This is a genomic window from Enterobacter huaxiensis, assembly GCF_003594935.2.
GTDB lineage: Bacteria > Pseudomonadota > Gammaproteobacteria > Enterobacterales > Enterobacteriaceae > Enterobacter > Enterobacter huaxiensis.
This window is the reverse complement of record NZ_CP043342.1, coordinates 1,006,713-1,030,668: the sequence shown is the minus strand read 5'-3', so window position 1 is coordinate 1,030,668 and position 23,956 is coordinate 1,006,713. Positions and strand designations below refer to the sequence as shown.

Annotated in this window: 21 protein-coding genes; 7 read left to right on the top strand and 14 right to left on the bottom strand. The window is 47.3% G+C overall.

What is annotated here, in order from left to right; translation table 11 throughout:
* The first annotated feature begins 3 nt into the window (after positions 1-3).
* Positions 4-822: a DISARM system phospholipase D-like protein DrmC gene (gene drmC / locus D5067_RS04985; protein WP_119936009.1), complete on the top strand. Its 819-nt coding sequence runs from the start codon at positions 4-6 to the stop codon at positions 820-822.
* Here the strand turns inward: drmC and D5067_RS04980 are convergent.
* The 6 genes from D5067_RS04980 to D5067_RS04955 all read right to left on the bottom strand — a co-directional run bounded on the left by D5067_RS04980 (position 819) and on the right by D5067_RS04955 (position 11,627).
* The gene (locus D5067_RS04980; protein WP_119936010.1) at positions 819-4,775 is read right to left on the bottom strand and encodes an Eco57I restriction-modification methylase domain-containing protein; all 3,957 of its coding nucleotides are present in this window, start codon (positions 4,773-4,775) and stop codon (positions 819-821) included. The genes drmC and D5067_RS04980 overlap by 4 nt on opposite strands.
* Positions 4,775-7,843 carry a DISARM system SNF2-like helicase DrmD gene (gene drmD / locus D5067_RS04975; RefSeq protein WP_119936011.1) on the bottom strand — a complete coding sequence of 1,023 codons (3,069 nt, stop codon included), beginning with the start codon at positions 7,841-7,843 and terminating at the stop codon, positions 4,775-4,777. The genes D5067_RS04980 and drmD overlap by 1 nt, the downstream gene beginning before the upstream one ends.
* A gap of 169 nt (positions 7,844-8,012) precedes the next feature.
* The gene (locus D5067_RS04970; protein ID WP_210433795.1) at positions 8,013-9,386 is read right to left on the bottom strand and encodes a hypothetical protein; all 1,374 of its coding nucleotides are present in this window, start codon (positions 9,384-9,386) and stop codon (positions 8,013-8,015) included.
* Positions 9,387-10,027: 641 nt separating this feature from the next.
* The gene (locus D5067_RS04965; protein WP_119936013.1) at positions 10,028-10,882 is read right to left on the bottom strand and encodes a hypothetical protein; all 855 of its coding nucleotides are present in this window, start codon (positions 10,880-10,882) and stop codon (positions 10,028-10,030) included.
* A 99-nt stretch (positions 10,883-10,981) separates the two neighbouring features.
* Positions 10,982-11,428, bottom strand: coding sequence for a hypothetical protein (locus D5067_RS04960; RefSeq protein WP_119936014.1), 447 nt, complete (start codon positions 11,426-11,428; stop codon positions 10,982-10,984).
* A 1-nt stretch (position 11,429) separates the two neighbouring features.
* Positions 11,430-11,627 (bottom strand): helix-turn-helix transcriptional regulator, encoded by a 198-nt coding sequence (locus D5067_RS04955; protein ID WP_119936015.1) that lies wholly within the window; start codon positions 11,625-11,627, stop codon positions 11,430-11,432.
* A 225-nt stretch (positions 11,628-11,852) separates the two neighbouring features.
* Between D5067_RS04955 and D5067_RS04950 the strand changes: the two genes are divergently transcribed.
* On the top strand, positions 11,853-12,467 hold the full coding sequence (locus D5067_RS04950; protein WP_119936016.1) for a hypothetical protein: 615 nt from the start codon (positions 11,853-11,855) through the stop codon (positions 12,465-12,467).
* Here D5067_RS04950 and D5067_RS04945 read toward each other — a convergent pair.
* The 5 genes from D5067_RS04945 to D5067_RS04925 all read right to left on the bottom strand — a co-directional run bounded on the left by D5067_RS04945 (position 12,454) and on the right by D5067_RS04925 (position 15,486).
* Positions 12,454-13,383: a tyrosine-type recombinase/integrase gene (locus D5067_RS04945; RefSeq protein WP_119936017.1), complete on the bottom strand. Its 930-nt coding sequence runs from the start codon at positions 13,381-13,383 to the stop codon at positions 12,454-12,456. The genes D5067_RS04950 and D5067_RS04945 overlap by 14 nt on opposite strands.
* A 46-nt stretch (positions 13,384-13,429) precedes the next feature.
* Positions 13,430-13,882 carry a RadC family protein gene (gene radC, locus D5067_RS04940; protein ID WP_016248784.1) on the bottom strand — a complete coding sequence of 151 codons (453 nt, stop codon included), beginning with the start codon at positions 13,880-13,882 and terminating at the stop codon, positions 13,430-13,432.
* Position 13,883: 1 nt separating this feature from the next.
* Positions 13,884-14,345, bottom strand: a complete 462-nt coding sequence (locus tag D5067_RS04935; RefSeq protein WP_119936276.1) for a hypothetical protein — start codon at positions 14,343-14,345, stop codon at positions 13,884-13,886.
* A 122-nt stretch (positions 14,346-14,467) separates the two neighbouring features.
* Positions 14,468-14,857, bottom strand: a complete 390-nt coding sequence (locus D5067_RS04930) for a DUF2787 family protein (RefSeq protein WP_119936018.1) — start codon at positions 14,855-14,857, stop codon at positions 14,468-14,470.
* 254 nt (positions 14,858-15,111) lie between these two features.
* Positions 15,112-15,486 (bottom strand): helix-turn-helix domain-containing protein, encoded by a 375-nt coding sequence (locus D5067_RS04925; protein ID WP_119936019.1) that lies wholly within the window; start codon positions 15,484-15,486, stop codon positions 15,112-15,114.
* Positions 15,487-15,676: 190 nt separating this feature from the next.
* On the opposite strand from D5067_RS04925, the gene D5067_RS04920 reads away from it, so the two are divergent.
* Genes D5067_RS04920 through D5067_RS04910 form a run of 3 tightly spaced genes read left to right on the top strand, consistent with a single transcriptional unit; the run spans position 15,677 to position 16,944 of the window.
* The gene (locus D5067_RS04920) at positions 15,677-16,204 is read left to right on the top strand and encodes a hypothetical protein (protein WP_119936020.1); all 528 of its coding nucleotides are present in this window, start codon (positions 15,677-15,679) and stop codon (positions 16,202-16,204) included.
* A 14-nt stretch (positions 16,205-16,218) separates the two neighbouring features.
* Positions 16,219-16,578, top strand: a complete 360-nt coding sequence (locus D5067_RS04915) for an acyl-CoA dehydrogenase (protein ID WP_160117939.1) — start codon at positions 16,219-16,221, stop codon at positions 16,576-16,578.
* Positions 16,579-16,608: 30 nt separating this feature from the next.
* The gene (locus D5067_RS04910) at positions 16,609-16,944 is read left to right on the top strand and encodes a hypothetical protein (RefSeq protein WP_119936021.1); all 336 of its coding nucleotides are present in this window, start codon (positions 16,609-16,611) and stop codon (positions 16,942-16,944) included.
* Positions 16,945-17,395: 451 nt separating this feature from the next.
* On the opposite strand, the gene D5067_RS04905 is transcribed toward D5067_RS04910, so the two are convergent.
* A complete protein-coding gene (locus tag D5067_RS04905; protein WP_119936022.1) occupies positions 17,396-17,986 on the bottom strand; it encodes a hypothetical protein in 591 nt (196 codons plus the stop codon).
* Positions 17,987-18,044: 58 nt separating this feature from the next.
* Between D5067_RS04905 and D5067_RS04900 the strand changes: the two genes are divergently transcribed.
* Positions 18,045-19,304 (top strand): hypothetical protein, encoded by a 1,260-nt coding sequence (locus D5067_RS04900; RefSeq protein ID WP_119936023.1) that lies wholly within the window; start codon positions 18,045-18,047, stop codon positions 19,302-19,304.
* 273 nt (positions 19,305-19,577) lie between these two features.
* On the opposite strand, the gene D5067_RS04895 is transcribed toward D5067_RS04900, so the two are convergent.
* A complete protein-coding gene (locus D5067_RS04895) occupies positions 19,578-20,861 on the bottom strand; it encodes a tyrosine-type recombinase/integrase (protein WP_119936024.1) in 1,284 nt (427 codons plus the stop codon).
* A 217-nt stretch (positions 20,862-21,078) separates the two neighbouring features.
* On the opposite strand from D5067_RS04895, the gene mutS reads away from it, so the two are divergent.
* Positions 21,079-23,640 carry a DNA mismatch repair protein MutS gene (gene mutS, locus D5067_RS04890; RefSeq protein WP_119936025.1) on the top strand — a complete coding sequence of 854 codons (2,562 nt, stop codon included), beginning with the start codon at positions 21,079-21,081 and terminating at the stop codon, positions 23,638-23,640.
* 92 nt (positions 23,641-23,732) lie between these two features.
* On the opposite strand, the gene D5067_RS04885 is transcribed toward mutS, so the two are convergent.
* Entirely contained in the window at positions 23,733-23,954 is a 222-nt protein-coding gene (locus D5067_RS04885; protein WP_003862116.1) for a non-oxidative hydroxyarylic acid decarboxylases subunit D, read from the bottom strand.
* Positions 23,955-23,956 lie beyond the last annotated feature (2 nt).

The following is a 23,956-nucleotide window of genomic DNA, read 5'->3' as shown; positions in this document are numbered from 1 at the left end:
GCCATGTCTGCTATCAGAGATAAATCTGCCTATGTTTTAGCGCAGGCAGTACGCCAGTTGATAAATGCAGGTGCCTTTGGCGAGGTGCTCTCTGGGGTGGAGAGGTGTGTACTAAGCGCACAGTCGGGCTCCGCCACCATCGCCAAACTTGCATCTGGGCGTGGTGCAGTGCAAAGCGCACTTTCAAATGTGATCGCCATTTGGGCTAATGAATGTTCGGCACTCACTAATGGTGCCTTTGCCCTGCAGTTGGCTGCGCTGAAAGAGGCTGTGCTGCTAACAGAAGGCGAAGCTACGCAAACCGAAGTGGTCTGGACCGGCCCCAAAGTGGAAGGTTCGTACCTGCGCGCCACCCGTCAGGTGGTACAGGATATTATCTCTGCCTCGGAGTCAGAACTTTTGGTTGTGGGCTATTGGTTGGCGGGAAAGGAGGATTACGAAGGCATCATCAATGACATCATCGAGTTGATAGCTCATGCCGTCGCGCGAGGTGTAAAGGTCACCATGGTGCTGGACGAGGGCGAAAAAGGCTACGGCAAAAACAACCGCGATACCCTGATTGCCTTGTGGCCGAATGGTGTGGCGCTTCCCAAACTGCTCACCTGGAAAATCCCTGCTGACGATAAGTACCTTAAACTACACGCCAAGGTGCTAGTTGCAGATCGTCACGATGCGTTAGTCACTTCGGCTAACCTCACCATGTATGCGCTGGATCGCAATATGGAAATGGGCGTTCGGGCACAGGGTCAACCCAGTGAACGGATTGCGGAGCATTTTGAATTGTTAAGGCACAAGGATGTCCTTGTGCCTTATAATGCTTAGCTTTGTTCTAGCTGATATCTTTCTTTGTTAAGTGAAAGTAGGCGGGAAAGAACTTGTTCACGAGTTTCGTCTGGCCAGCGATATCGCCAAGGCTTCTTTTTCCCCTCTGGAACTTCATATTCCTCAAAAAAATCAAACTCTGGTTGAATATCATTCCAGCCATATGCGTCAAAAACGCATCTATCAACTTCGTGAACGAGATTTCTGAGGCTTAGAATTTCTTTTGATGTATTCTCAGGTGAATGAATTCGATTGTAGAATTCTGTAAGACCAATCGAATTGCTCACCATATATTGTTTTCGTCGCTCTTCAAGTTCTGATCCAATTTTTAATAAGGCTGAGTTTTCTTTCCAGCTTGCTGGGAAGGGGAAAGTCTCAAGGCAATCCTCAACACTATACCTTAGGTCATCTTTCATCGATGAGCTAAAGAATCTGCTCCACAGGTTGTGTATGTTTGATTGAAGTACAGCAAATGAAGCGTGGTCTTCTAGTGTTATAACGACAACGGCTTCCGAATAGATCGGTGCTGTAGAAACTAACGCCATAGCCCCCCAAGGACTAACCCTTGATAACGCAATTATGCGATCTTGATTTGCAATTTTGTCTCTAAGTTTTTTCCTTGGTCGCCAAAATCTCCACCAATCCCATTCGGCTAATTCTTTACTTTTTGATTCCCTTTCGGGCTTAACCTTTTCTTCGACAACTTTTAACAAATCAGGCCATTCTTTGGCCTCTTGTAAAGTCATCTCTCCAAAGAAAATTACTTTACGAGCAGGGGTATGATCAGCGGTGTCATTAATTTCCTCTCCACTCATATAGTCGAAAATACACTCGCCATTCTTTGGGTTTCGAATAATCAACTCATCGGCCAGACCTCTCCGCGAAGAAAGTGGATCCTTGTCGTCAAAAAGAAATCCTTGTCCTTTGATATCGCAGCCAACATATCCCAATTCAGAGTTTGAATTTAGTTTGTGTGGATCATCCGAACTTCCTTCATGAAATAGAAATGCCGTGATTTGTTCAACTGGATTACCGTTGAGGTATACCTTGGAGAAAAACTCTTTTGTAATACAGATTAGGCTTACAATCACCGCTGCCTTTCCTGGCCATTTAACCCTCTTGTCCGCGTAGTAAATTCTACCACCATTTTTGCAAATCCAACGAAGGCCGCCTCGCCGCGTGTCTCCTTGAGCAATGGTGTTTGTTGATATAAAGCCAAGAGATCCAGTTTTGTTGATTAGCTCAAATCCTTTTCTAAAAAACCGAGCTGCTAAATCAGCGTTGCCATTCATTTCTTCAAAACTAGACGTCCAAGTTGCGAAATCTTTGCCAAGCTCAGTGCTTATTCTTTTCCCTCCTAGAAATGGAGGATTGCCTATTACGCAATCAAACCCACAGTTGTCACGATGGAAGACCTCTGGAAACTCCACCTCCCAGAAAAATGGAATAATGGCCTTTTCACCGGTCGTCAGCCCGCGAACAATCGTCTCTATTTCGACTGACGCCTTTTCGTCTTTACCCAAACGCTCTAGCCAGTAGCGATATTCTATTAACTTAGCTTCACGTTGTTTGGTACTAGCGCCATCAAAAAACGCTGCGATCGCCAAGGCCGCCCTTAGGCGAATACTAGCAAGGGCTTCTTCGGCTATACTGTTTTCCTTTTCTTTGCTGACGAAATCTTGATCGGCAATGTGATGAATCGCTTTACGGTGTTGCTCTGCCTTTTTGACTTCTTGCTCAGGCTTATTCGCAAACAGCGGGCCGAACTTATTACTAACCTGCTTCCAAGTGAATTCACTAATCTGCGCCGGAGTAAGACCAACTAGAGAGTTCCCATGTTTGAGTGAATGATCTAGAAAAGTAAAAGGGCGATCATTGGATAACGTTGTTAACCAAAGCGATAGCTTAGCCATTTCAACTGCGAGCTTGTTGATATCAACACCGTAGATACAATACTCCGCCACATAACGACGAGCGAATACAACACGTTCCTCACGAGATTCCGGCATCAGGTTTTCGCTGGCCTCCCCCTGCGAAAGGGTACCAAAGGGCATGGTTAAAATGCTGTCTGGCTGTGCGGCTGCTATGCGCTCCCAAGCATCCACAAGTCGCTCAGCCAAATAACGGGTGGCTTGCACCAAAAATGCACCGGAGCCCATGGCTGGGTCACAGACCTTAAGGGCCAGAATCTCCTGCGGGTTTTTAATTAACCTTGGTTCAACCAATAAACCGGGTTTTTCTTCCACGTTCACATAGACCTGATGTTCTAAAGTGCGGCGTACCACCGGCTCGGTCAGAGTTGGCGGCGTATAGTGAGCCCCGCTGGACCGGCGTTCTTGGCCGTGGGTGACATATAGGCCACCGGGCCGCACTATGCCCAGAGGTTGTAGAAAGCGTTCAACCGGTTTTGCTTGCGCTAGCAACTCAGCATCATCGGTGCCGAGGTTCACCAATGTTTGTCGCTCTTCGTTGCGTTCCAATACCTTCTTAATAGTGCCTGCCGTTTTACTGGTGAACTGGGCTATGGCTTTGATCAGCGCAGCTTCGTTAAGCCCGACAAACTCGCTTGCATTCACGGGGGCGGGTTCGTCGATCTTCGGGCCTCCTTGCAACAGCAGCAGAGTTTGGTTGATGGGTGCTCTGGCCACGCGGCGATCAAGCAAGCCTTCATACATATGGCCAATTTGCTCGACGGCCAGCGTACGATAACTCACCAGTTGGCGCACACCATCGGCTTTGGCATATTTCAGGCTGCGCAGAATATCGCGGATGGCCGCATCTCTGACCTTAGGCGGTTCCGGCACCTCTGTTAGCCATTTACCATTCTTCGCCCGGCCCTCCAACAATGGTGAACGGTCAGAGTCAAACAATTGGCCGCCGTGAGCGGCAATGCGGATATCCGGGTCTACACTGCCATCATGTAATATACGCGCGCTAGCTAACAGGCGTGCATAGGCAGCATAGGAATGTTTTAGTTTTTCTGGCGCCAGACGGCTAGTTTCCTCAAGCTCAGTGAGTAGGTGCAATACGCCATAGGCCCAGTCGTAAGTGACATTACCATGGGGCAGCAAACCATTTTCTTCGGCATAGAGGGTAAACAGCAAGCGCATGATAAAGGCAACGCTAGACTCAAATACTTCCGCTTCGCTGTATCCCTCCAGAAATTGGCCGCCCAACTCGGCATCAGTTCTATCCAGTTCATGCACCAGAATTTGTAGGGCTTCGCGTACTTGATTACCCAACTGATCTGCCACATCCAACTGGCGCTGACGGCTTTTTTTAATCAGTTCAAGAATGACCTGATCGCGCGGCCCTGCAAAGAAACGTGATTCACCTAATAAATCCTTAAACGCCGCTAGAGTATTTGTGTCGTCATTCCAGGTTTGAACTGTCCAGGTCATCCATGAGGTGGTTTCTGAAGGTGACGCCACCAACAAGCGCCAGGCTTCGCCATTGGTAAGCAAGCCGAGTTCAGCACCTGTTTCACGCAATAAGCGTTCGAATTTGGTGGTGGGCGATGCCTTCCAGCGGCCTTTGTCTTGCAGCCAAGGCTTATCCAGTGATTGCTCGCGTGGCACTTCCAGCACCAACATCACCATGTTGCCTTCATCGAGCAATACGCGAGTTGGGCGTAGAACTTCCTGCTGTTCGTGCAGGTTAACCACCCTGTCAGCTGGAATTGCCGCCCCTACCTGCCAGTAGTCTTTGTCTTTGAGACCGAGAAAGTCTTCGAGGATAAAGTTAATCCAGGCGGGCTGGCCATTTCCTGCCACCATACCCTTAGGCAGATTCCAGATTTCCCGCTGCTTTCTGAATACTGCAATTTCTGCCTTATCGAGCGAGCGAAAATTGCCTACATCAGCGAGAACGGGTTCGCTTAATACGACACCGGTAATTTCAACACTGGAAAGCCAGCGGTGCTGCCGGTTTGCGATACGTTTATTGATTGCCATCAGTAAATCCCCTTAGGCAAAATTACCTCTAGTGCAACCGGATACATTTTTTTGTTTGTAACCTTATACAAATTTCTTAGGCGTTTTGGCTCAGCTTCTCGTTCTTGTTCAAGCTGTTCAAGTCTGTATTGTAGGGCAATTAAATCCTGCTCTCGCTGATCTTGCTCTTCGTCATCAAACACAAACTGTAACTGCATCTCCAAAGAGCGACTCTGCCAATCTTTGATAGCCTTACGAATTGCCATAACTCGTTCTGTCGATAGGCTTTGTGCATGTTTACGGGCCACCTCGCCACGCTCATTTAGAGTAGTGATTAATACTTTAGTTTCTTCTGTGGCAGCGTTCGAAAGCTGTTGCGTAATAGCTTCAATAAGCGGTGCAATAAGTGCCTTTACGCTCTCTAGATAGCCCGTAAAATAAATCGCATCATCCGGTCGAGCAACTGCTTGCGGGACAAGAGTGTTCTCCTGAATTAAGAGCGAACAGCGGACTAATCCTTCGTGGAGTCGATTATTTTCTGGCCCCAGCAATACTAAACGTCCCCAGGCAATGATGACAGGTACAATAATCTTGGAGGATTCTGTGATGGTTACACGGTTTAACTGGTTTTTGGTTGATTGAACTCCCCACATCTGCACTCGAAAGGTAGAAATTGCCCGTCGCATGAGTGGATGATCAAGGTGAACAATACCCACTGCATCATCTGCACGAGCTTTGTCTCGATTAAATGAAAAACGCTTTTGTAGGTAGTCTGTGCTGACGTAGGCTTTACATTCTGTCCAAGCCGTTGGCACGTGTATTAATGAAAACTCGCCATCACCCAAATCCATGATTGCTTCAGTACAGCCTTCCAGACTCAACGCTTGGCATAGCAGGTCAAGCTGATTACTTTCAGAGATATCAAGTGCACTGCGAGCTCGGTTCAAAGCATCGACCATTTGCGTGACGCTTTCATTATCCCGAGCTTCTAGCGCCATTTCTTCTCGTGCAAGCCGTCTGCGAGCGTCATCATCAATGGCAGCAAGGTTAACAGCTTGTCCCAGCGCTTTCTTTCTTACGTTATCTGCTATTAAAGCACCAACGCTGCCTAGATCATTTCTTATAGTTTCGACTTTATCGACGATAAGTTTAAGAAACTCGGAGTCCTCTTGGTTTTTAAACACAAAGTGATGAATGCGAACTTCGTCTGCTTTTTGCCCGTGACGGTCTACACGGCCGTTACGCTGCTCAAGTCGGGTCGGGTTCCAGGGGATTTCATAATGAATCAGATTCCGGCAGTGCTTCTGAAAATCGGCGCCTTCAGAGGCAGCATCCGTAGCGAGTAAGATACGGATATTAGTTTCGTTGTTTGGTGATTGAAATTCATCGTTGATCTTTTGCCGATCAGAGTCTTTCATGCCGCCAATGATGGTTCTGGTGAAATCAAGGAATCCATGCTTTTCAAGAATCCGTTCTAAATAATTGAGCGTGTGCTTATATTCTGTGAAGATAATGACACGTTCGCCATTCCATTGATCGCCATCGCGAAGACTTCTATTGATCCACCCGATTAGCGCTGCCGCCTTGCTATCTTCCTGAATTGAAAAATGTGATACCTGCGTATCAACAATTTCAAACATACGCTGAAGCATTTCCTTCTCATCTGCTGACAGCTCTAAAATCAATTTGGAGGCGGCTCTTGTCGCAGCCTCTAGGTTGTCCTCTTTATCTTCATCATCGCTCCAGTCTTCCAATTCTTTTTGCTCGAAGCTGTTAAACAATGATTCGCCAATACCAAGCTCACCCCTAATGCCAGCATTTTCTGTGTGTACGATAAGGCTCTCGCGTAGCGCCAATGGTGAAGATAAAGCTCGTTTTTTCAGCAACGTTAGGATGAACTGTAGAGGGCGTTCAGAACGTTTGTCGACAGAGGTCAATCGGCTTTCAGTGTAAGTATTTAGAAGATTGAATAGACGTTGTTCTTCATGGTCTAGTGTGACATACAGCTGTGGGTCTATTATTTCATCTCTAGGCATGATTACACGCTTTGGAAAGCGCAGTGAGCCGTCTGGGTTGGTGATGTCTTCTTTCAGACGTCGAATCGTAACGGCTGAAAGCTGCGTCTTATCAATGCCAGTGCCACGAGAAAAACGAAGATTGTCCAGAATCTCCAGCAGGCCTGTAAAACTCTCACGATAACCATTATGGGGTGTAGCGGTGAGAAACATCTTGTGTTCGAATTGTTCAGAAATCGAACGCAACAGCGATGTGCGCTCAGAGTCTCGGACATATTGTTTTTTGCCAGACGGTGCTGCGTTATGAGCCTCGTCGAGGATCAGCAAATCCCAGGGCCTGTTGTTAGGACTTTCTTCTAGTCTTCGCCGAATAAACTCATCAAACAAACGGCGAGGGTGCTCTGTCTTGAGATAATCAATTGAGGTCACAAGACGAGGAAAGCTGGCCCAAGGGTTAATACTAGGTCCGTACTCCTTCCGCATTTTTAGAACGGAATCTCGATCGATGATATTGAACTCGAGGCCGAACTTTTCAGCCATCTCATCAACCCATTTAATTCGTAAGTGCGCCGGACAAACAATGAGTACACGACTTGCTCGATGGCTATGGATCAGTTCTTGAGTGACTAAGCCCGCTTCAATGGTTTTACCCAGACCAACATCATCTGCCAGCAAAAGTCGAACCCTGGGCATATTATTCGCGCGGATAACAGGCGCCAACTGATACTCTTCCATCTGTACACCACCACGGAAGGGGGCTTGCAGAATATCGCCAACAGCCAACGAGCTTGCGCTCCACTGAAGAGAACGAATAAATGCATCAAAGAGGATCGGATCGTCGTGACCTGTGATACAAGGCAAAGAGGTTGATTCGACAACTGCAGGAGCGATTTCTCGTTCCCAAATCACCTGGATATTTTCGCCAAGCGCATCATCACTCAAACATTCCAGAGAGAGCCTATGTATCAAATGTTTTGTTTGAGCTTTGGTGATATTTACTGCGGTTACTGCCCATATCTTGTGGCGTAGTTTGACGATTTGGCCCTGCTCGGGCGCTGCGCCGATCTCTGACATAATTTTTATCTGTTCTGTTCAAGATGAAAATAGATTGACTAAGCTTCAATCCGAGATAAGTGCTGCGATAGTACAGTAATTTCTGTTTTCATTCACCTTGGCTTCTCCGTTCATATTGTTGTGGCTTACTGAATTCTGCGCCCCAGTTCAATTCTGATACAGTAGCCCTTTACTCCTTTTCTTTCATTGTGAAACCATGCCAGTCCGGCAGTGAAAGCGCGCCCGTTGCCACTACCCCATCGTGATCGAGCATGCAGACACGACCAGGGTTCAGACTGACTACCTCACGGATATACGCCTGCTCCACACCACAGATCATAAACGCCAACAGTGCCTTATTTCGCGCATATTGCTGATGGTGAGTCTTTTCACGCTGATACTCCTCACTATTCAGATCCAGTATTAATCCGACTTCATTGGCGTACCTGTGATAGTTACGCGGTGATGAACAACTTTTGCGGTGTGCGTCATGCACACGCTCCAGCAATGACTCGAGTGAGCATCTCAACGGGCTGACATACTGGTTCCACCAACGCAGGATCTTCAGTGCCTTTTTCCTCCTATTACCGCACCACTGATACACTTTTGCCCCAAGGCCATCATTAACACCAATAGTCACACGCCCAATTCTGTAGGTGGTGGTATGGACCATCTGTTTGCATTGTTTACGGCTCAGCCCGGTATGTTCCATCATGGTTTTATATATCGATGACTTCACACGATAATCGACGTCATACTGTCTGAACAGATGGTTCAGACAGGCCAGATTACAGGCTTCGATGTCATAGTTGAGTAACCCGGTCCGAAATTTAGCTTTAAACTCATTGGGCAGATTCTGGAAAGCTTGATCGTAATACCGCCCTCCAAACGTCAGACGATAATGATGGTCATAAGTGACATATTGTCCCTCAATCCTGCCATTGTAGAGATGGTTAAGGCTGCGTATTCCTGCATGGTAATAGGAATCAGGCTCCCGGCCACGTAATTCCTTCACCAAGTTGATGTGCATGCGCCCCCGCGTAACCTTGCCCAGGAACGCCTTTTCCCTTTGTTTTAGGTCAGTCTGACGCTTCTCAACATCTATCGCATGCCTAGGAGCTTTCCCGTTCGCCTTAAGCAGATCTTTGAAACTGACAGACTCACCGGTTTCAAGGTCAACCAAATTTAGCTTGCCCAATTGAGCCTCATCACACATAGTCCACTTGGGATTGAACCGCCATGCACTGGCTCTACGCTTTTCCGGGTCTTTGCTCGCTTTCCCTGCACGAAGTTCAATATCCGACAGTGTCGGCAGGAAATCAGTTAGCGTGGACATAAAGCACTCCCCCTGGTAATTGATCTCACATTCACTTAGAAGGCTGGCGTAGCTGCTACGGATATCTCGGACAGTGCATATAGTCCAGCCATCATCGTCTGTTTCCAGCCATATGTGGGCCAGGAACCACCGTAATGTCTGCCGCCGGGTGACCGCCCATTGCGTATCCCCCACGACATAATCCGTTATTTCAGTAATACGGTCATAAACCCACTTAGGGATCTTCACTGGATAATCCTTTTCTGTATTCACGGCCCCGTCTCAGCATGGTGTTGTTGCATCAGCTATTACATTGAACATTACGCGGACTCTTACGCAGACCATTTCACCAGTTTTTAAGTCAGGCAATTTGAAAGTCAAAACCCCAGTCGCGAGGATGGGCTCCGCCCATGATTTGCTCCACTCCGGTCGCAAATCTCTCCCCCTAGTCAGGCTGACGCCTTCCCTCACTCGCTGCGCTCGCTCGCCGTGTCGTTTTATAACAGTGGAAGGGGATGAGACCTCCGTAGTGCTACATTTCCCCAGGCTCTCCGTTGCGCTCAATGGCAATGGTGCTCGCTGACCGCTCCCCCCATTGTGTGTAGAATATTCACTGGCAGAAACGCAAAAAGCCCTCGTAGATGCGCTAACTCGTCAGTTGATGGCAAGGATCGGGTGCGCAGAGGCATCCGTAAGACCCTTAATAAAACATACGGTTACGTTAAAATCGGAACAGTTGGAATTTAAAAGTGCATCAACACCATCAAAATCACTGGCCAGTGCTGCAGTTTTACAACAACAATATTGCAGTGGTCGCCGCTGTTATTCGTCGTTCCACTGCAATTTAATCAACCGCAGAACTGCATTGCAGTTGCTGCATTACCGGTAAATCAGTGCACTTTCCCTGGCGGTTGCCCAAACGAAAAAGAAACGGCACCTGTTCCGAGTGAGTCCAGGGTAAGCAGGCTTTTTAACAGTGTCCGGCCTTTCAGTGGCTCAATTCTTGACTTAACAAGAGCGCCTTTATCAGTCAGTGTGTAATCTGCTTTGTGCCAGACTGGATTCAGGGCGCATGAAAGCAGCCTTGCGGGGTCTTTATACCTGAGCCCAATCACCGGCGTGTTGACAGTCGACGAATCAATGAATGCCCCACCACTTCGCGACATATGCGCTTTTAGCCCCTTAATCAACGTACTGTCATTGGGCAGGAATAAACACAACTGTGGAACCCAGAAAATACGCGCTTCTGGGCCATCAGGCATATGGCGCATCATACTAAAGGTGCCTGTGGCCGGACCGGCGTACCCCAGGCGGTTAAGTACCCGGCTTATCCTCTGCTTGTAACGACCGATTTGCGCCCTGAGCGCATCGGTGTTCTTCCATGGCGGCGGAGTTTGCGTATCCTTGTTGAAAAACAGGACCACTCCCACGTATTCTGCTGAATTCCCCGGCGGGACGGACAACATCGCCAGTTGCGCCAGAATGCGTTCCCGCTGGCAATGCGGGCATATAAGACTGTTGCATGGAGATCCGTTTCTGCACTGCCTGAGTTTTTGGGCAATGACATCACAGCCGGGCACCCTGTCGTTCAGGGTATCCAGCAAATGAATAAGACGCTGCCGTTCATGCTCACTTTCCTGCTGCGTAACAACAGCGGGAAAGGCTTTACTTACCCTCTCAAGGTGTGAGGGGGCGTGGCGGATCTGATCCGGATCAGACGTTCTGAAATAATAAGCGTCGTTCATTGAGTATTCCTGGCGGTATAGCTCACCCTGCTGCCAGCGTAAAGCAGCAGGGTGACTGGTCAGTTTGTATTCAGACAACATCGTGGGGTCTGTTGCGTATTAACAACCATCCTCATGCCGTGTCACTAAGTCAGTAGCAGTCCAGCCAGAAAAATAATACTCATTCGTCGGCGTTAAATACGCTAAATGTAACGTCGTATGACCCGGTACACTGCTCCCCACTGAGACGCCCTGATAATGCAATTGTTTCGCCGCGGTACATTGCGCACAGGCCGCGCTCCCGCATGGAATGTATTGACACCTGTCAAGCATGCACGCGAGTTTACCGTATATGTTGTACTTCTCCCCCCACCCCGGATCTGCTTCCTTGATGGCATCAGACAAAATCTGTGCAGATCGCCGGTTAAGTTTGCGTATCCGCGCCTGTTGTTCCCTGACGATGGCCGCAATGATACGTTCAGATAACCCAACCTGCCTCCCCATGGTTTCGAACCAGGGAACTGAGTTTTTTTTCGCCGCGCGTTTTTTTGATTTTATCTCTTTCATTTTATTCTCCCGCCGACATACGGCTGTTAACCCAGTTATTGATATCGCTTTCCAGCCAGCCCACCGCCCGACCACTGTCGCCCGTTAGCTTCTTTGACAAAGGAAAGAATCCTTTCGAGATGAGTCGGTATAACGTCGCTGACGAGATCCCCGTCAGATGAAGTACCTCTTTTTTACGCAAAATACGGTTGGTATTCATGCTTGTGCTCCTTTGAGCTGTTTCAGGAGCGGGGTTATTTACAACCACCAAAAAAGGTAAGGATTCACTCAACGATGCCATCGTTGAGCACGTTCAGGGCATCTTTCATATGAATGTCATTCGAGAGCACTTATTTCTGTCTCCGAAACGGTCACATAAAGAAGCCATTTACCACTGAGGCTCAATGATGATATTTTGCACAAAAAATTATCATGGAGGTGACCTGTGATTGGTAACCCAAGTAACAAGGCTGACGCTAAATGCCACCGGGAACGGAAAAGCAGTAACGAGGTCTTTGAATTTCTGGAGAAGAAGCTCTATCTGGGGCGGGATACACGGCAAAAGCTGGCGCTGATTGCCCGGAAGCTGACGGGAGCGGGTTTTAGCCCGGATAAATTCGATGCAGAGAAAGCGGCGGATGTGCTGAGCGCATGCGTGAATCACATGTTTAATGACCTGCTCAATGAGGGAGAGCTAAACGGGATTTATGGGCTGGAGGAGTACCCCATGATAGTTCCAGCCAGGTCCCCTAAGGCATTGGAAATCTATACTGTTTACCAGCTTGTAAAAGGTCGTTTTGACAAGCTTCATACGGGGGAGTCAGATCGTGAGAAATATGCTTCGGTAGCAAAAAAACTTAATGAGTATGGAATATGGAAACCCCGGTTAAAACGTCTCTCTGACGGTAAAGAATGGGCGCGTGAGGATGTTGCGTGGATGCTTCAGCCTGAAAATATCAATGCACTGATTAAAGTCCAGAATCAAAAGTATGCGCGGTTAAGTGCTGAAGATAAAAATGAAGCCGAGTCTGGCAACGGCTCAACAGCTAAAAACACCTGATGAGTTTACTGGCGCTGATTTTCATGCTCTCACCACGACAGTCATAGCGGGTTGTCGTGGATATGTCGCTGTGACCTGCCAGTTGGCGGACGGTGTTGATATCCACACCCTGCTCCAGTAAGCGGGTAATGAAGGTCCGCCGCATATCATGCGGGGTGAAACGTGCTATACCTGCCGTTTGCTGTAACTCAGCCAGGATACCCGTTAACCCGGTCGTAGTCAGCGGTTGGCTGGCGACTTTCCCGTTGCGCTGAATTCGCCTAAACAACGCACTGTCAGCCTCGTCTGCACCAACTTTCAGCCACGCGCGAATAGCCTTATCCACTGCATCCGCCACGTGGATTTCACGGTATTTACGCCCCTTTCCCTGTCTGACTGTCAGGATGCCATTGTCATAGTCCCGGCGCTCAAGTTTGACCAGTTCCCCGGCCCGCAGCCCCGTTCCACAAAGCGTCAGCACAATGGCGGTATCACGACAGCGCCGTACATGCTGCGGATGCTGTTTAGCGGCCTGAATCAGCGCACGGATTTCCTGCCTGTCTAATGCCCTTCCTTTACGCTGGATATCGCCGCTCACGCGCTTAACTGACCGGATACGTGCGAGCGTTTCGGCATCCATATAATTGAGGTTAAAGGCTGTCTGCGCCACGCCCCGGAGTGCTGACAGTGCCATGTTCACCGACGACACGGCGTAACCGTCATCCAGCAGTGCCGCACGTACTTTAGCGACGGCGGCGTAGTTAAGTTGTTCCCACGGATAACCAACTGCATCCGCACCGTGTTTAAGTATGCTGGCGCTGCGGTTTAACAGACTGGTGATACCTCGCCGCCCCGATGGTGCCAGACCGCCAATATACGCATCAAACACGGTTGTTTGTACCACCGAAACGACCTGACGTAACGCTGTCCTGTTCATGCGCCTAACCCGTAATAACGTACATTAAACCAGGTAACTTTCAGCATCACACGAGCCCCCGCTCAGCCATCGACACCGTTTCAGTCCCCGCCACGATAAAGTGGTCAAGTAACCGTACATCCAGCATTTCCAGCAACTCCTGTAGTTTTTTAGTCAACTTGATATCGCAACGGCTGGGTTCAGGCTCGCCGCTGGGGTGGTTGTGGACAAGGATGGCTGCGGCGGCGTTATGTTTCAGTACGCGTTTGATAACTTCACGGGGGTGAACGCTGACCGAGTTTAACGTCCCCCTGAACAGGATTTCACGGTGCAGCAGCTGATTCTGATTATCGAGCAGGATGATGCCAAACTCTTCATGTTCAAGCGGTGCCAGCTCAACCATTACGCACCGTCGAACATCATCAGGGGAACAGAGCTGAACGCCACGCTGGTAGTACCGGCTGATAATATCACGCGCCTGGTCAAGGATACGGGTTTCACGCTGGGTAAACATGGTCATTTCAGAACTCCCGTTCAATGAAGTAAATAGCGTCGGGAAACAGCTGGCGGCGGGTTACGCCAGTACGCAGGGAGAAAGCTTTACGGGGCATGGTGGTTCGCCCGTTACTGTCGAAGAAGCAGAGCGTTTCTTCATCCATTTTGATCAGAAGGGACCAGTGAAACTGGTCGCTGAGCATGATAAGACGGGAATGATCATTGACGTTCAGAAACCGCTGCATTTCACTGAAAAGTCGTCCGTCTGACAGACCCCGCTTTCCTTCGAAGGGTTTAGTGATTTCAACCGGGAAATGGCGGTGATAGTGTCCCTTCTCCAACACCTGCTTAATTAGCAAGTCGAGTCGGTTTTCATCAATTCCTTCAGTAAGCCATTCATGCAATGGCCATCGTTGTTGATATGCCTGGAGAAGTCGGTTTATAAGTGCTTTTCGCTTCACCCTGCCGTCATAAAGCCAGCTCAGCATATTAACCAGACTGTACGCGCCACACAGACAATCGAGTTCCCCTTGTACAGACGCACGTATCCCTCTGTTTGCAGTCACAGATAATATCTCCGTTGTAATAATGATCAATCAGTGCGGTGAGATTAGCTTTCCCACATAACGTTGAGGGTGTAGGTATTCAGAAAGTGATAGTGAATAAAGTTACGCTGCCATAACGCGAAAATGTCGCGTCCTTCTCCTAGTGGTAAATCACCAACATAAGAAAGGAATACATAACGCTGGCTCCAGCTAAAATCAATATCTTTTTCAAGTTCAGAATACAGCCCCATATACTTGAAGTCAGTGATGTAATCGAAATACCACTCATCATTTCTGGAAGTCAGTCTGAACTCTACAGGGTGAAAACCACCGTTTTCAGCACTATAACTGACATCTTTGAATGATAAAATAACGGCACGAACATTCAGGCTGACGGGAGGTTTTCTGGATATCTCAGCGAATATAAGATTAATGAACTCCTGATTTACGGGCATAGAAATCCCTTCCTGACGGATAATATTAATCATATTTATTCCAAAGTATATTTTAGGTTAATCACACCATCGCTAATTTCCCATAATGGACACTTAGATAACAAGTGCCCTCCCGACAGAGGGGATATAGAATGAAGTTAGCACATAGGTTATTAATTTGGTGTATTAGCAACTGAATGACATGACACTATCCAGTAATGACATTTTACCAAAAATATACATTGAATGCAAATAGTTTCACTTAGGGACTAGTTTTACTTTGTGAATTCATCCAGGAACAGAATCAAACTTTTCTTTTTATCATGATCAAGTTTTATCCAAATCTGATCTAGTCGTTGCTTCAGTTCTGTATCAAGCCCAGCCACATACTTAGGTTGCATGTTATCAAAGTTGAAATCATCCATACAGTCAATAAAGAACCAACTTATCGGCGTCTTTAAAGCAACAGCAATCTTAACCAAATGAGCAATATTGATCTTATTGGTTCCACGTTCATAACGGGAAAGCTGTTGCTGAGAAATATCAATCGTTTCCGCTAGGTCAGCTGCGGTTAACCCAGCTTCCTTACGCCTAGTCTGAATACGCTGCCCTACCAGCTTATCCGCTGAATCTGCCACGAGCTTAGCCATCACATGATCTCCAGTAAGTCCATAAAAGGAAGTCTGGGGCCTTTTTACTCTTGCATGAACATCACTAATGGACATAAAATCACTTAAATAATCACTTATAGACAGCAAACATTAAACGAGTTGGCTGAGCTGGTCCGAACCATGGCCCGGCACGCTCTTAAATCAACGGTGGCTGGATAGGGAGAAAATCGTGGCAACCACCATTAATGAGATAACGGAATGCTTTGCATACTTTTTTAGTTCCCTCTACCGCCCTGAGTTTGTTAAGACTCTGCGCCTGAATGAATGCAGCGAACGTGAGTTGCTACCACTGGTTCGCTGCTATCTACTGGGTTGGTTTGCCGACAATGTGTCCCCGGAAGTGAAAAGCAAGCTACCCGGTAGCGTCTCAGGGCATGGTTATATTGATTTTGTTATTGACGGCGTGGCTGTTGAGTTTGCTGTTCGTAAACCAACGGCAGCACGTTCCAATGTCTCCTCGACTGTCAACAGCACAGAAGTTAAGAAACTGATGAAGCATGATGGCAAAGCCCTGCTTGTGCTGTTCGACTTCTCAGACACACCCTATTCAGAAGAACAGATTGAATCCTTCCGTAACTGGCCTTCGCTTGGTAGGGGGAATCATCGTAAATCAGCTTTCAACGTGGTCTATTTCTTTGTAGAGAAGCGCAGACCGCTGACTCTCGGAAAAATCGCCAAAAATATCCGTATCACTTAACAGAGAATTAAATAATGAACAGAAAATTAATGGCCTTATTGATGCTTGCTACGACGCTTCCTGCTGCGGCTACGCAGTACGTAAAGCCCGGAGCAGTGCTTACTCTGAATCCGGGACAAGGTAACGCTCAATTTAACATTAATGCCTCAACAGGGGATGGTTCGGGCGTGTGCGATATGGAAGGTGCTGCTCAGCAAATAGCAGCCGGAGAAAATCAGAAGCGTCGCTGGGTGTGGAATGATAATACCAGCCAGTGTGTTGCGGTAATCAGTGAACTGAATAATGGCAAGACTAGCGTTATAACTCGTGGCTGCGAAGGATACTGCGGGGCTTCTGCGACAGGCGTAATGGATGGCCTATTTAATAAGAAGTAAAAGTATCGTTAATCAACGAAGGAACTACAGATGAAAAAAGCAATGCTTCTGTCTTTAATTGCAGCTGGTTTACTGGCTGGCTGTGGCGAGAAAACACCGAAATGCAGTAGTGATGATGCTAAAAATCTGGTCGTAGATATTGCAAGAAAGACAATCGAGAAAGGTATGACACTGGATAAGGATGTGCGGATTACAGTAGAAAATATCAGAACAACTAGCCATGAATCGGGTCTGGATGTTTATCAGTGTGCGGCTGATTTAACGTTTACAAAACCAAATCTGAAAGACTCACTGCCAATAACTTACCGTATTCAGAAAACAGATAATGGTAAAGGCCAGTTCTATATAAATGTATCGGGTTTATAGTAATCTTAGCTAACATAAGAAATATTTTGTGGAGATAATGACCGAGCTTATCCATAATTCGGTGTAACTACCCACGTATTAAAGGTGATCGTTCTGGCGGTCACCGAACTCGATAAAGTTTTTTCACGGTCACTCGGTATGAATCCGTTCAATCTCGCCGTCATCATAGAGAGGGGTTTTAGAAGAACCATTACGTTTGTTCTATCCCGGTTTTATAGCATATTTCTCAGGCCCGAGGTAGCCAGTCATTTCAGCATTGAGCGCCGTTTCGGCGATTGATTTCGTTAGCCAGTGTGAAAACCGATTGAGATCGGCTTAGATTTTAAGACCTTAAGACAGTTCAGCCACAAAGGCCCTGATTTTCTTTTGCCCATAATTTGCCTGTCTCCGTTGTTGGAGTGAAGATATAAAAAACAGACAAATACAAAATTTTAATTACAGGACTTGCTATTCAGCTCGGAATCAAGAATTTAAAATTTCTTGCAACTGATATTATTTTTTTTAAAAACTTAACCCGACCATCTAGAGACAACTTTGACTCCGCATATATATGCATACTAGTCCCCTCTTGAGAATTCTCAGGAAAAACACCTTCTACTATACCCGTGTATTCATCTATTAATTTTTTTACTTCATTAAACATTCCTTCAACACTACTTTCTTCAATCAAGGTTTTCCTAAATATAATAGATTTATCCTCATCAAAATGGAAAAATACGAAGTGTGCATCTTTTGTGTTATTTATTTCAAATAATTCCAACAACTCCTTATTTTCCCTTGGTTCCTTCCAAACTGGAACCATCATTCCCATTGAACCTCGCGGCATTGGCGGAAATTCATCTTTACCCTTTGAAGCCTTCAGACAATATATATTCCACTTCTCTCCTGACCTATCATGTAATGCGTCCCAATAATGTTCATCTTCAATAAGCTTTCTCATCAATGCGTTGGCATTAGTATATATAATAACCCCAAATGCATTATGAAACAACTTGCTTTCATAGTCTTTTTCTGCTATCTCTGTGAGCCAGTTTGCTGTCATACTATAGTTTCCTTTCTGGTTGTTAGTGAAGACAATTTTAGGTTCATAAGAGCATCTAATGGTAAAAAATATCACTTCCGCTTACTACATCCCTTCTAGATACACAATTTTCTCTTATTCTTCAACAGAAATAAGAAAAAATATCGACTTTGATGATGCCACTCTTTTTCATGAGTTTCTCCATTTCATACAGGATATCACCCTCCCATACCTTATAAGGCAATCAACTTTTTCAAGCCTTGAGAGATACTACTTTTCAATATCAGCAATTAAAGCCAAACAAATAACCGTTCCTTTTTATAATTGGCCGGATGATTATCACACTTTATCTCAACAATATGATTTCACTTGGGGAGAACAACAAGCCATTAAAAATTTTGGCACTGTAATCAGTCATAATAAAGTATCGGAACCTTCGATTAATGACATTAACGTACATAAGTATATTTTAAAATCATCGACCGACATGGAATGCACCCTTAGTGCAAAAGATTTAATAGAATTCATTACTCGTAAGATTGAAAATAAAAGATGGCCTGAAAAAAACTACTACGACATACCCTATAAAATAGTCGATCTTGTATTGGATTATCTTGGCCTTGGTGAGTTATCCGACTCAACAAAAATATTACTAGTTGAGTTTTGCTTATATAATGACAACCCTGTGAATCAGTTATTTTTTATTTCAAAAGACTTTAAAAATAAAATAATATATTCTGACATTCATAATAGTGCTTACGATTTATTTAAATCTTATCAATGGAATTCAAAGGGTAACTTTTCTGAAAATGCATCATCTAAATTATCACGAAGAAAAGAAAGTCACCTAGAATACTTTAGTGAGTGTTATAAAGGAGATCAATTCCTCACTATTCGGGAATGGATTTATTATGTTTTTAACTATAATTTTAAAGATGGGAATAACTTTTTCATCTTCCACTTTTTATTTAATCTCGACCCTATGACACTTAAATTCAAAATGGAAGAATATTTTAGTGAAATTGGAATGCCTGTATTAATAAATGAAACGGGTGAACATAGATCTGCTGTCCCAGACAGATTCAGATCCAATAATTTCATTTATCTATATGTTGAAAGCTTACTAATTCAATCATTGAGAAATGGAGATTGGATGTGTCCATTGTTAAAATACAAAATGTGCAATGGCATTGGAAATAATAATATATGGTGCAAAAATGACTTTCTTAATGTCATAGCAAGGAAGCAGCCGTGTTTGATGACCGAAGCATTAGATAAAATGAATTTATCTCACCTGCCCATTATAAGAATTAACTTTGTTAATTCTTATAATGCATAAAACATCATCATTTTATATAACCCAATCAATATACCCGATACGATTTTTGTTATCCGCACATGTAGTAACATACATATAGAAATTCCCTTGCACTCATTGCTTATAGAGCATAATTCCTTAAGATAAATCCAATTTTATATTTTTATGATTAATCTCTATCGCTCTAACATAGATAAAAAAGCATAACATACCAAATTAGCAATACATATAAGATTAAAGTAAAATCAATTATAGATCCACTTTATTGTAAAATATAAGTATTAACTAAAGCGCTCATACAATTAGCTTATCTAAATAATCAGCCCACACCTGTAACCACTTCCTACACTCAGCATCATACTTATACAAGTTATAAATCCCTTCAACGCCGCCACGTGTATGCCCCAATACGGCCTCTGCTACCTCATTTGGACACTGCAAACGAGATAAGCCTGTTCGCACTGTACGACGTAGATCGTGGGGTGTCCAATGAGGTATATCAAGCATTTGGCCGCTTTCACGTAAACGCCATGAGTTTTCAGTTAAATACTTCTGCTGAATTGGCTTCTTAGTGGCTTGCGAAGGAAACAGATATTTGTCGGAGGTAAGCCGTAGTACTTTGAGAAAGTCGATTGCCTGATCAGATAACTGTACGTAGCGCTCTACTCCTGTTTTGGTTTCTCGCAGATGGATAGTACCTTTTTCAAGATCAACATCCTTCCATGCCATATTGCAGACCTCACCGGTACGACACCCAGTCCAGAGAGTCAGACGTAACACGTTTTTGATCGTTGGCGTATAAGCCGAACCCGGAAGCCATTTAAGGAATTTTGCAAGCTCGTCCTCACTCAGTACTCGTGTTCCACGTCCATTTGTGAGCTTGATTCTTGTCTGTCGTAAGCTGGATTTTGCTAACAACGCTGGATTCGCAAAACTGTCATCAAAGCGCCCGAGGCCAATTGCAAATTCATATGCAAGTGAAAGCTCCCTCAGTACATTCCCTGCCTGTACGGTTGCCCCTCGAGCTACAATGCCATTGATTAAATTAATGACATCCTGGCGCGTAATCTCAGCAGCATTCCGGGTTCCTAAGCTTTTAACAGCGTCACCATAGAGAGTACGACGAACCTCAGCCTGCCCTTTCGGCTTTCTGGCACCGGGTATGATCTTTCCGTCCTTCGTTTTACGATCCTCAATACGTTCAGTAAGATACAGTTCAACTAATCCCTGTACGGTCAATTCAGGGATCTTAGCTTGTTCAGATTCAATCGCACGCTGGAGCTTATCTTTTTTGAGTTCAGTCGCAGGGCACCGACCTTCCTGTCGGAGGAGCTTTAATTCGTGGAGTTTAAGACGTGCAGCGGCGAGAGAAGTCTGCGGGAAGTTACCAATTTTAACCTGAGCAAGCTTGCCAGTCAGAGGACTTGTGTAACGGTAGAAAAAAGACTTAACCCCAGTTGCACCGCAGGAGACACGTAAGCCACGATTTTCGCCTATATCAGCCTTATCTTTGTCGCCAGGCTTCATCATTTCTACCGCTTTAAACGAAAGTGGCTTTGCCTCTTGTTTTCCTGCCATAAAGACTCCGTTATCATGCTCCCTACGCATTTATGAAACGAAATGTAGGTTGTGCTGTATGTAGCCATATTCTACCAGGCTATAGGTTGGCAAGCTACACTTTAACCTACATTTAAATGTAGGATTTCCTGAGATCCAATGAGACAAAGTGAAACTCAATGAGAACAACAAACATCACTAACTCATTAAAATTTAAGAAAATGGATATCATAAACTGATGAGTACACTAGAGAATTTCGACGCCCACACCCCCATGATGCAGCAGTATCTGAAGCTGAAAGCACAACATCCGGAAATTCTGCTGTTTTACCGTATGGGCGATTTTTACGAGCTGTTTTATGACGATGCTAAGCGCGCATCGCAGCTGCTCGACATCTCGCTGACCAAACGTGGCGCATCGGCAGGCGAACCCATCCCTATGGCAGGTATCCCGCATCACGCGGTAGAAAACTATCTGGCGAAACTGGTGAACCAGGGTGAATCCGTCGCTATTTGCGAACAGATCGGCGACCCGGCCACCTCAAAAGGCCCGGTTGAGCGCAAAGTCGTGCGCATCGTCACGCCCGGCACCATCAGCGATGAAGCCTTGCTGCAGGAGCGTCAGGATAACCTGCTGGCTGCGCTGTGGCAGGATGGCAAAGGGTTTGGCTACGCAACGCTGGATATCAGCTCCGGGCGTTTTCGCCTGAGCGAACCGGCTGACCGTGAAACCATGGCCGCAGAGCTCCAGCGTACCAATCCGGCTGAACTGCTTTACGCCGAAGACTTCGCCGAGACCGCGCTTATTGAGGGACGCCGCGGTTTGCGCCGTCGTCCGCTGTGGGAATTTGAGATTGAGACCGCACGCCAGCAGCTGAACCTGCAGTTTGGCACGCGAGACCTGATTGGCTTTGGCGTAGAAAACGCGCCACGCGGGCTCTGCGCAGCGGGCTGCCTGCTGCAGTATGTGAAGGATACCCAGCGTACTTCTCTGCCGCATATTCGCTCTATCACCATGGAGCGTCAGCAGGACAGCATCATCATGGATGCGGCCACGCGCCGTAACCTGGAGATCACGCAGAACCTGGCGGGTGGCGTAGAAAATACGCTCGCGTCGGTCCTCGACAGTACGGTGACGCCGATGGGTAGCCGCATGCTGAAACGCTGGCTGCATATGCCGGTTCGCGATACCGCTACGCTTATGGGGCGCCAGCAAACCATTGCCGCCTTGCAGGATAGCTATACCGAACTGCAGCCGGTGCTGCGTCAGGTCGGCGATCTTGAGCGTATTCTTGCCCGCCTGGCACTGCGCACAGCCCGCCCACGCGATCTTGCGCGCATGCGTCATGCGTTCCAGCAGTTACCGGAGCTGCGTGCCCAGCTGCGTGACGTCGATAGCGCGCCGGTACAGAAACTTCGCGAGACGATGGGCGAGTTCACCGAACTGCGTGAATTACTGGAGCGCGCCATCATTGACGCGCCGCCGGTCTTAGTGCGCGATGGCGGCGTGATTGCTCCCGGCTACAACGAAGAGCTGGACGAATGGCGCGCGCTGGCCGACGGCGCAACGGACTACCTGGATAAGCTGGAAATCCGCGAGCGCGAACGTCTGGGCCTCGACACCCTCAAGGTGGGATATAACGCGGTACATGGCTACTACATCCAGATCAGCCGCGGGCAGAGCCATATGGCGCCTATCCACTACGTGCGTCGTCAGACGCTGAAAAACGCTGAACGCTACATTATTCCAGAGCTGAAAGAGTACGAGGACAAGGTTCTCACCTCGAAAGGCAAAGCCCTGGCGCTGGAAAAACAGCTGTATGACGAGCTGTTTGACATGCTGATGCCGCACCTGGCAGATCTGCAGCTAAGCGCCGGCGCGCTGGCAGAACTGGACGTGCTGGTAAACCTGGCCGAGCGTGCTGAAACGCTGAACTATACCTGCCCGACCTTTACCGATAAGCCCGGCATTCGCATTACCGAAGGTCGCCATCCGGTAGTGGAACAGGTGCTCCACGAGCCGTTCATCGCTAACCCCCTGAGCCTCGCGCCTCAGCGAAGAATGCTGATCATTACCGGTCCGAATATGGGCGGTAAAAGTACCTATATGCGCCAGACGGCGCTAATCGCCCTCCTCGCGTACATCGGCAGTTACGTTCCCGCGCAAAGCGTGGAGATTGGGCCAATCGACCGTATCTTTACCCGCGTGGGTGCGGCGGACGATCTGGCAAGCGGACGCTCAACCTTTATGGTTGAGATGACTGAAACGGCCAACATCCTGCATAACGCGACGGAACACAGCCTGGTGCTGATGGACGAAGTCGGACGCGGTACGTCGACCTATGACGGCCTGTCGCTGGCGTGGGCCTGCGCTGAGAGCCTGGCCAATAAAATCAAAGCAATGACCCTGTTCGCCACGCACTATTTCGAACTGACGCAGCTGCCAGAGAAAATGGAGGGCGTAGCCAACGTCCACCTCGACGCGCTGGAACACGGAGACACGATCGCCTTTATGCACACGGTGCAGGATGGCGCAGCGAGCAAAAGCTATGGTCTGGCCGTTGCGGCACTGGCGGGTGTACCAAAAGACGTGATCAAACGCGCGCGTCAGAAACTGCGTGAACTGGAAAGCCTGTCGCCAAATGCGGCGGCCACGCAGGTTGATGGCACGCAGATGTCGCTGCTGGCGCCTGCGGAAGAGACGTCGCCTGCCGTCGAAGCGCTGGAGAACCTCGACCCGGATTCGCTGACGCCGCGTCAGGCACTGGAGTGGATTTATCGGTTGAAGAGTCTGGTTTAGTTTTCTGCGGTCTGTTTTGTCGGGTGGCGGCTTCGCCTTACCCGACCTACAAAACCGTAGGCCCGGTAAGCGCAGCGCCACCGGGCTTTTTTTTACAACAGCGGCGGGATCGTCGGCACCTGCGGCGCCTCGTCAATATCTTTCTGCGTCATGCGGAACGCTTCCGGATAGTGCTCTCGGCTGGTACGGCGCAAGGGTTCGGTATCACGCCAGGTATACAGACAGTGCTGGCACTGGTAGACGGTCCAGACACCTTTCACCGGTGACGTCGCCATCACTTCAATATGCTCATCGGCACAACGTGGACAAATCATCA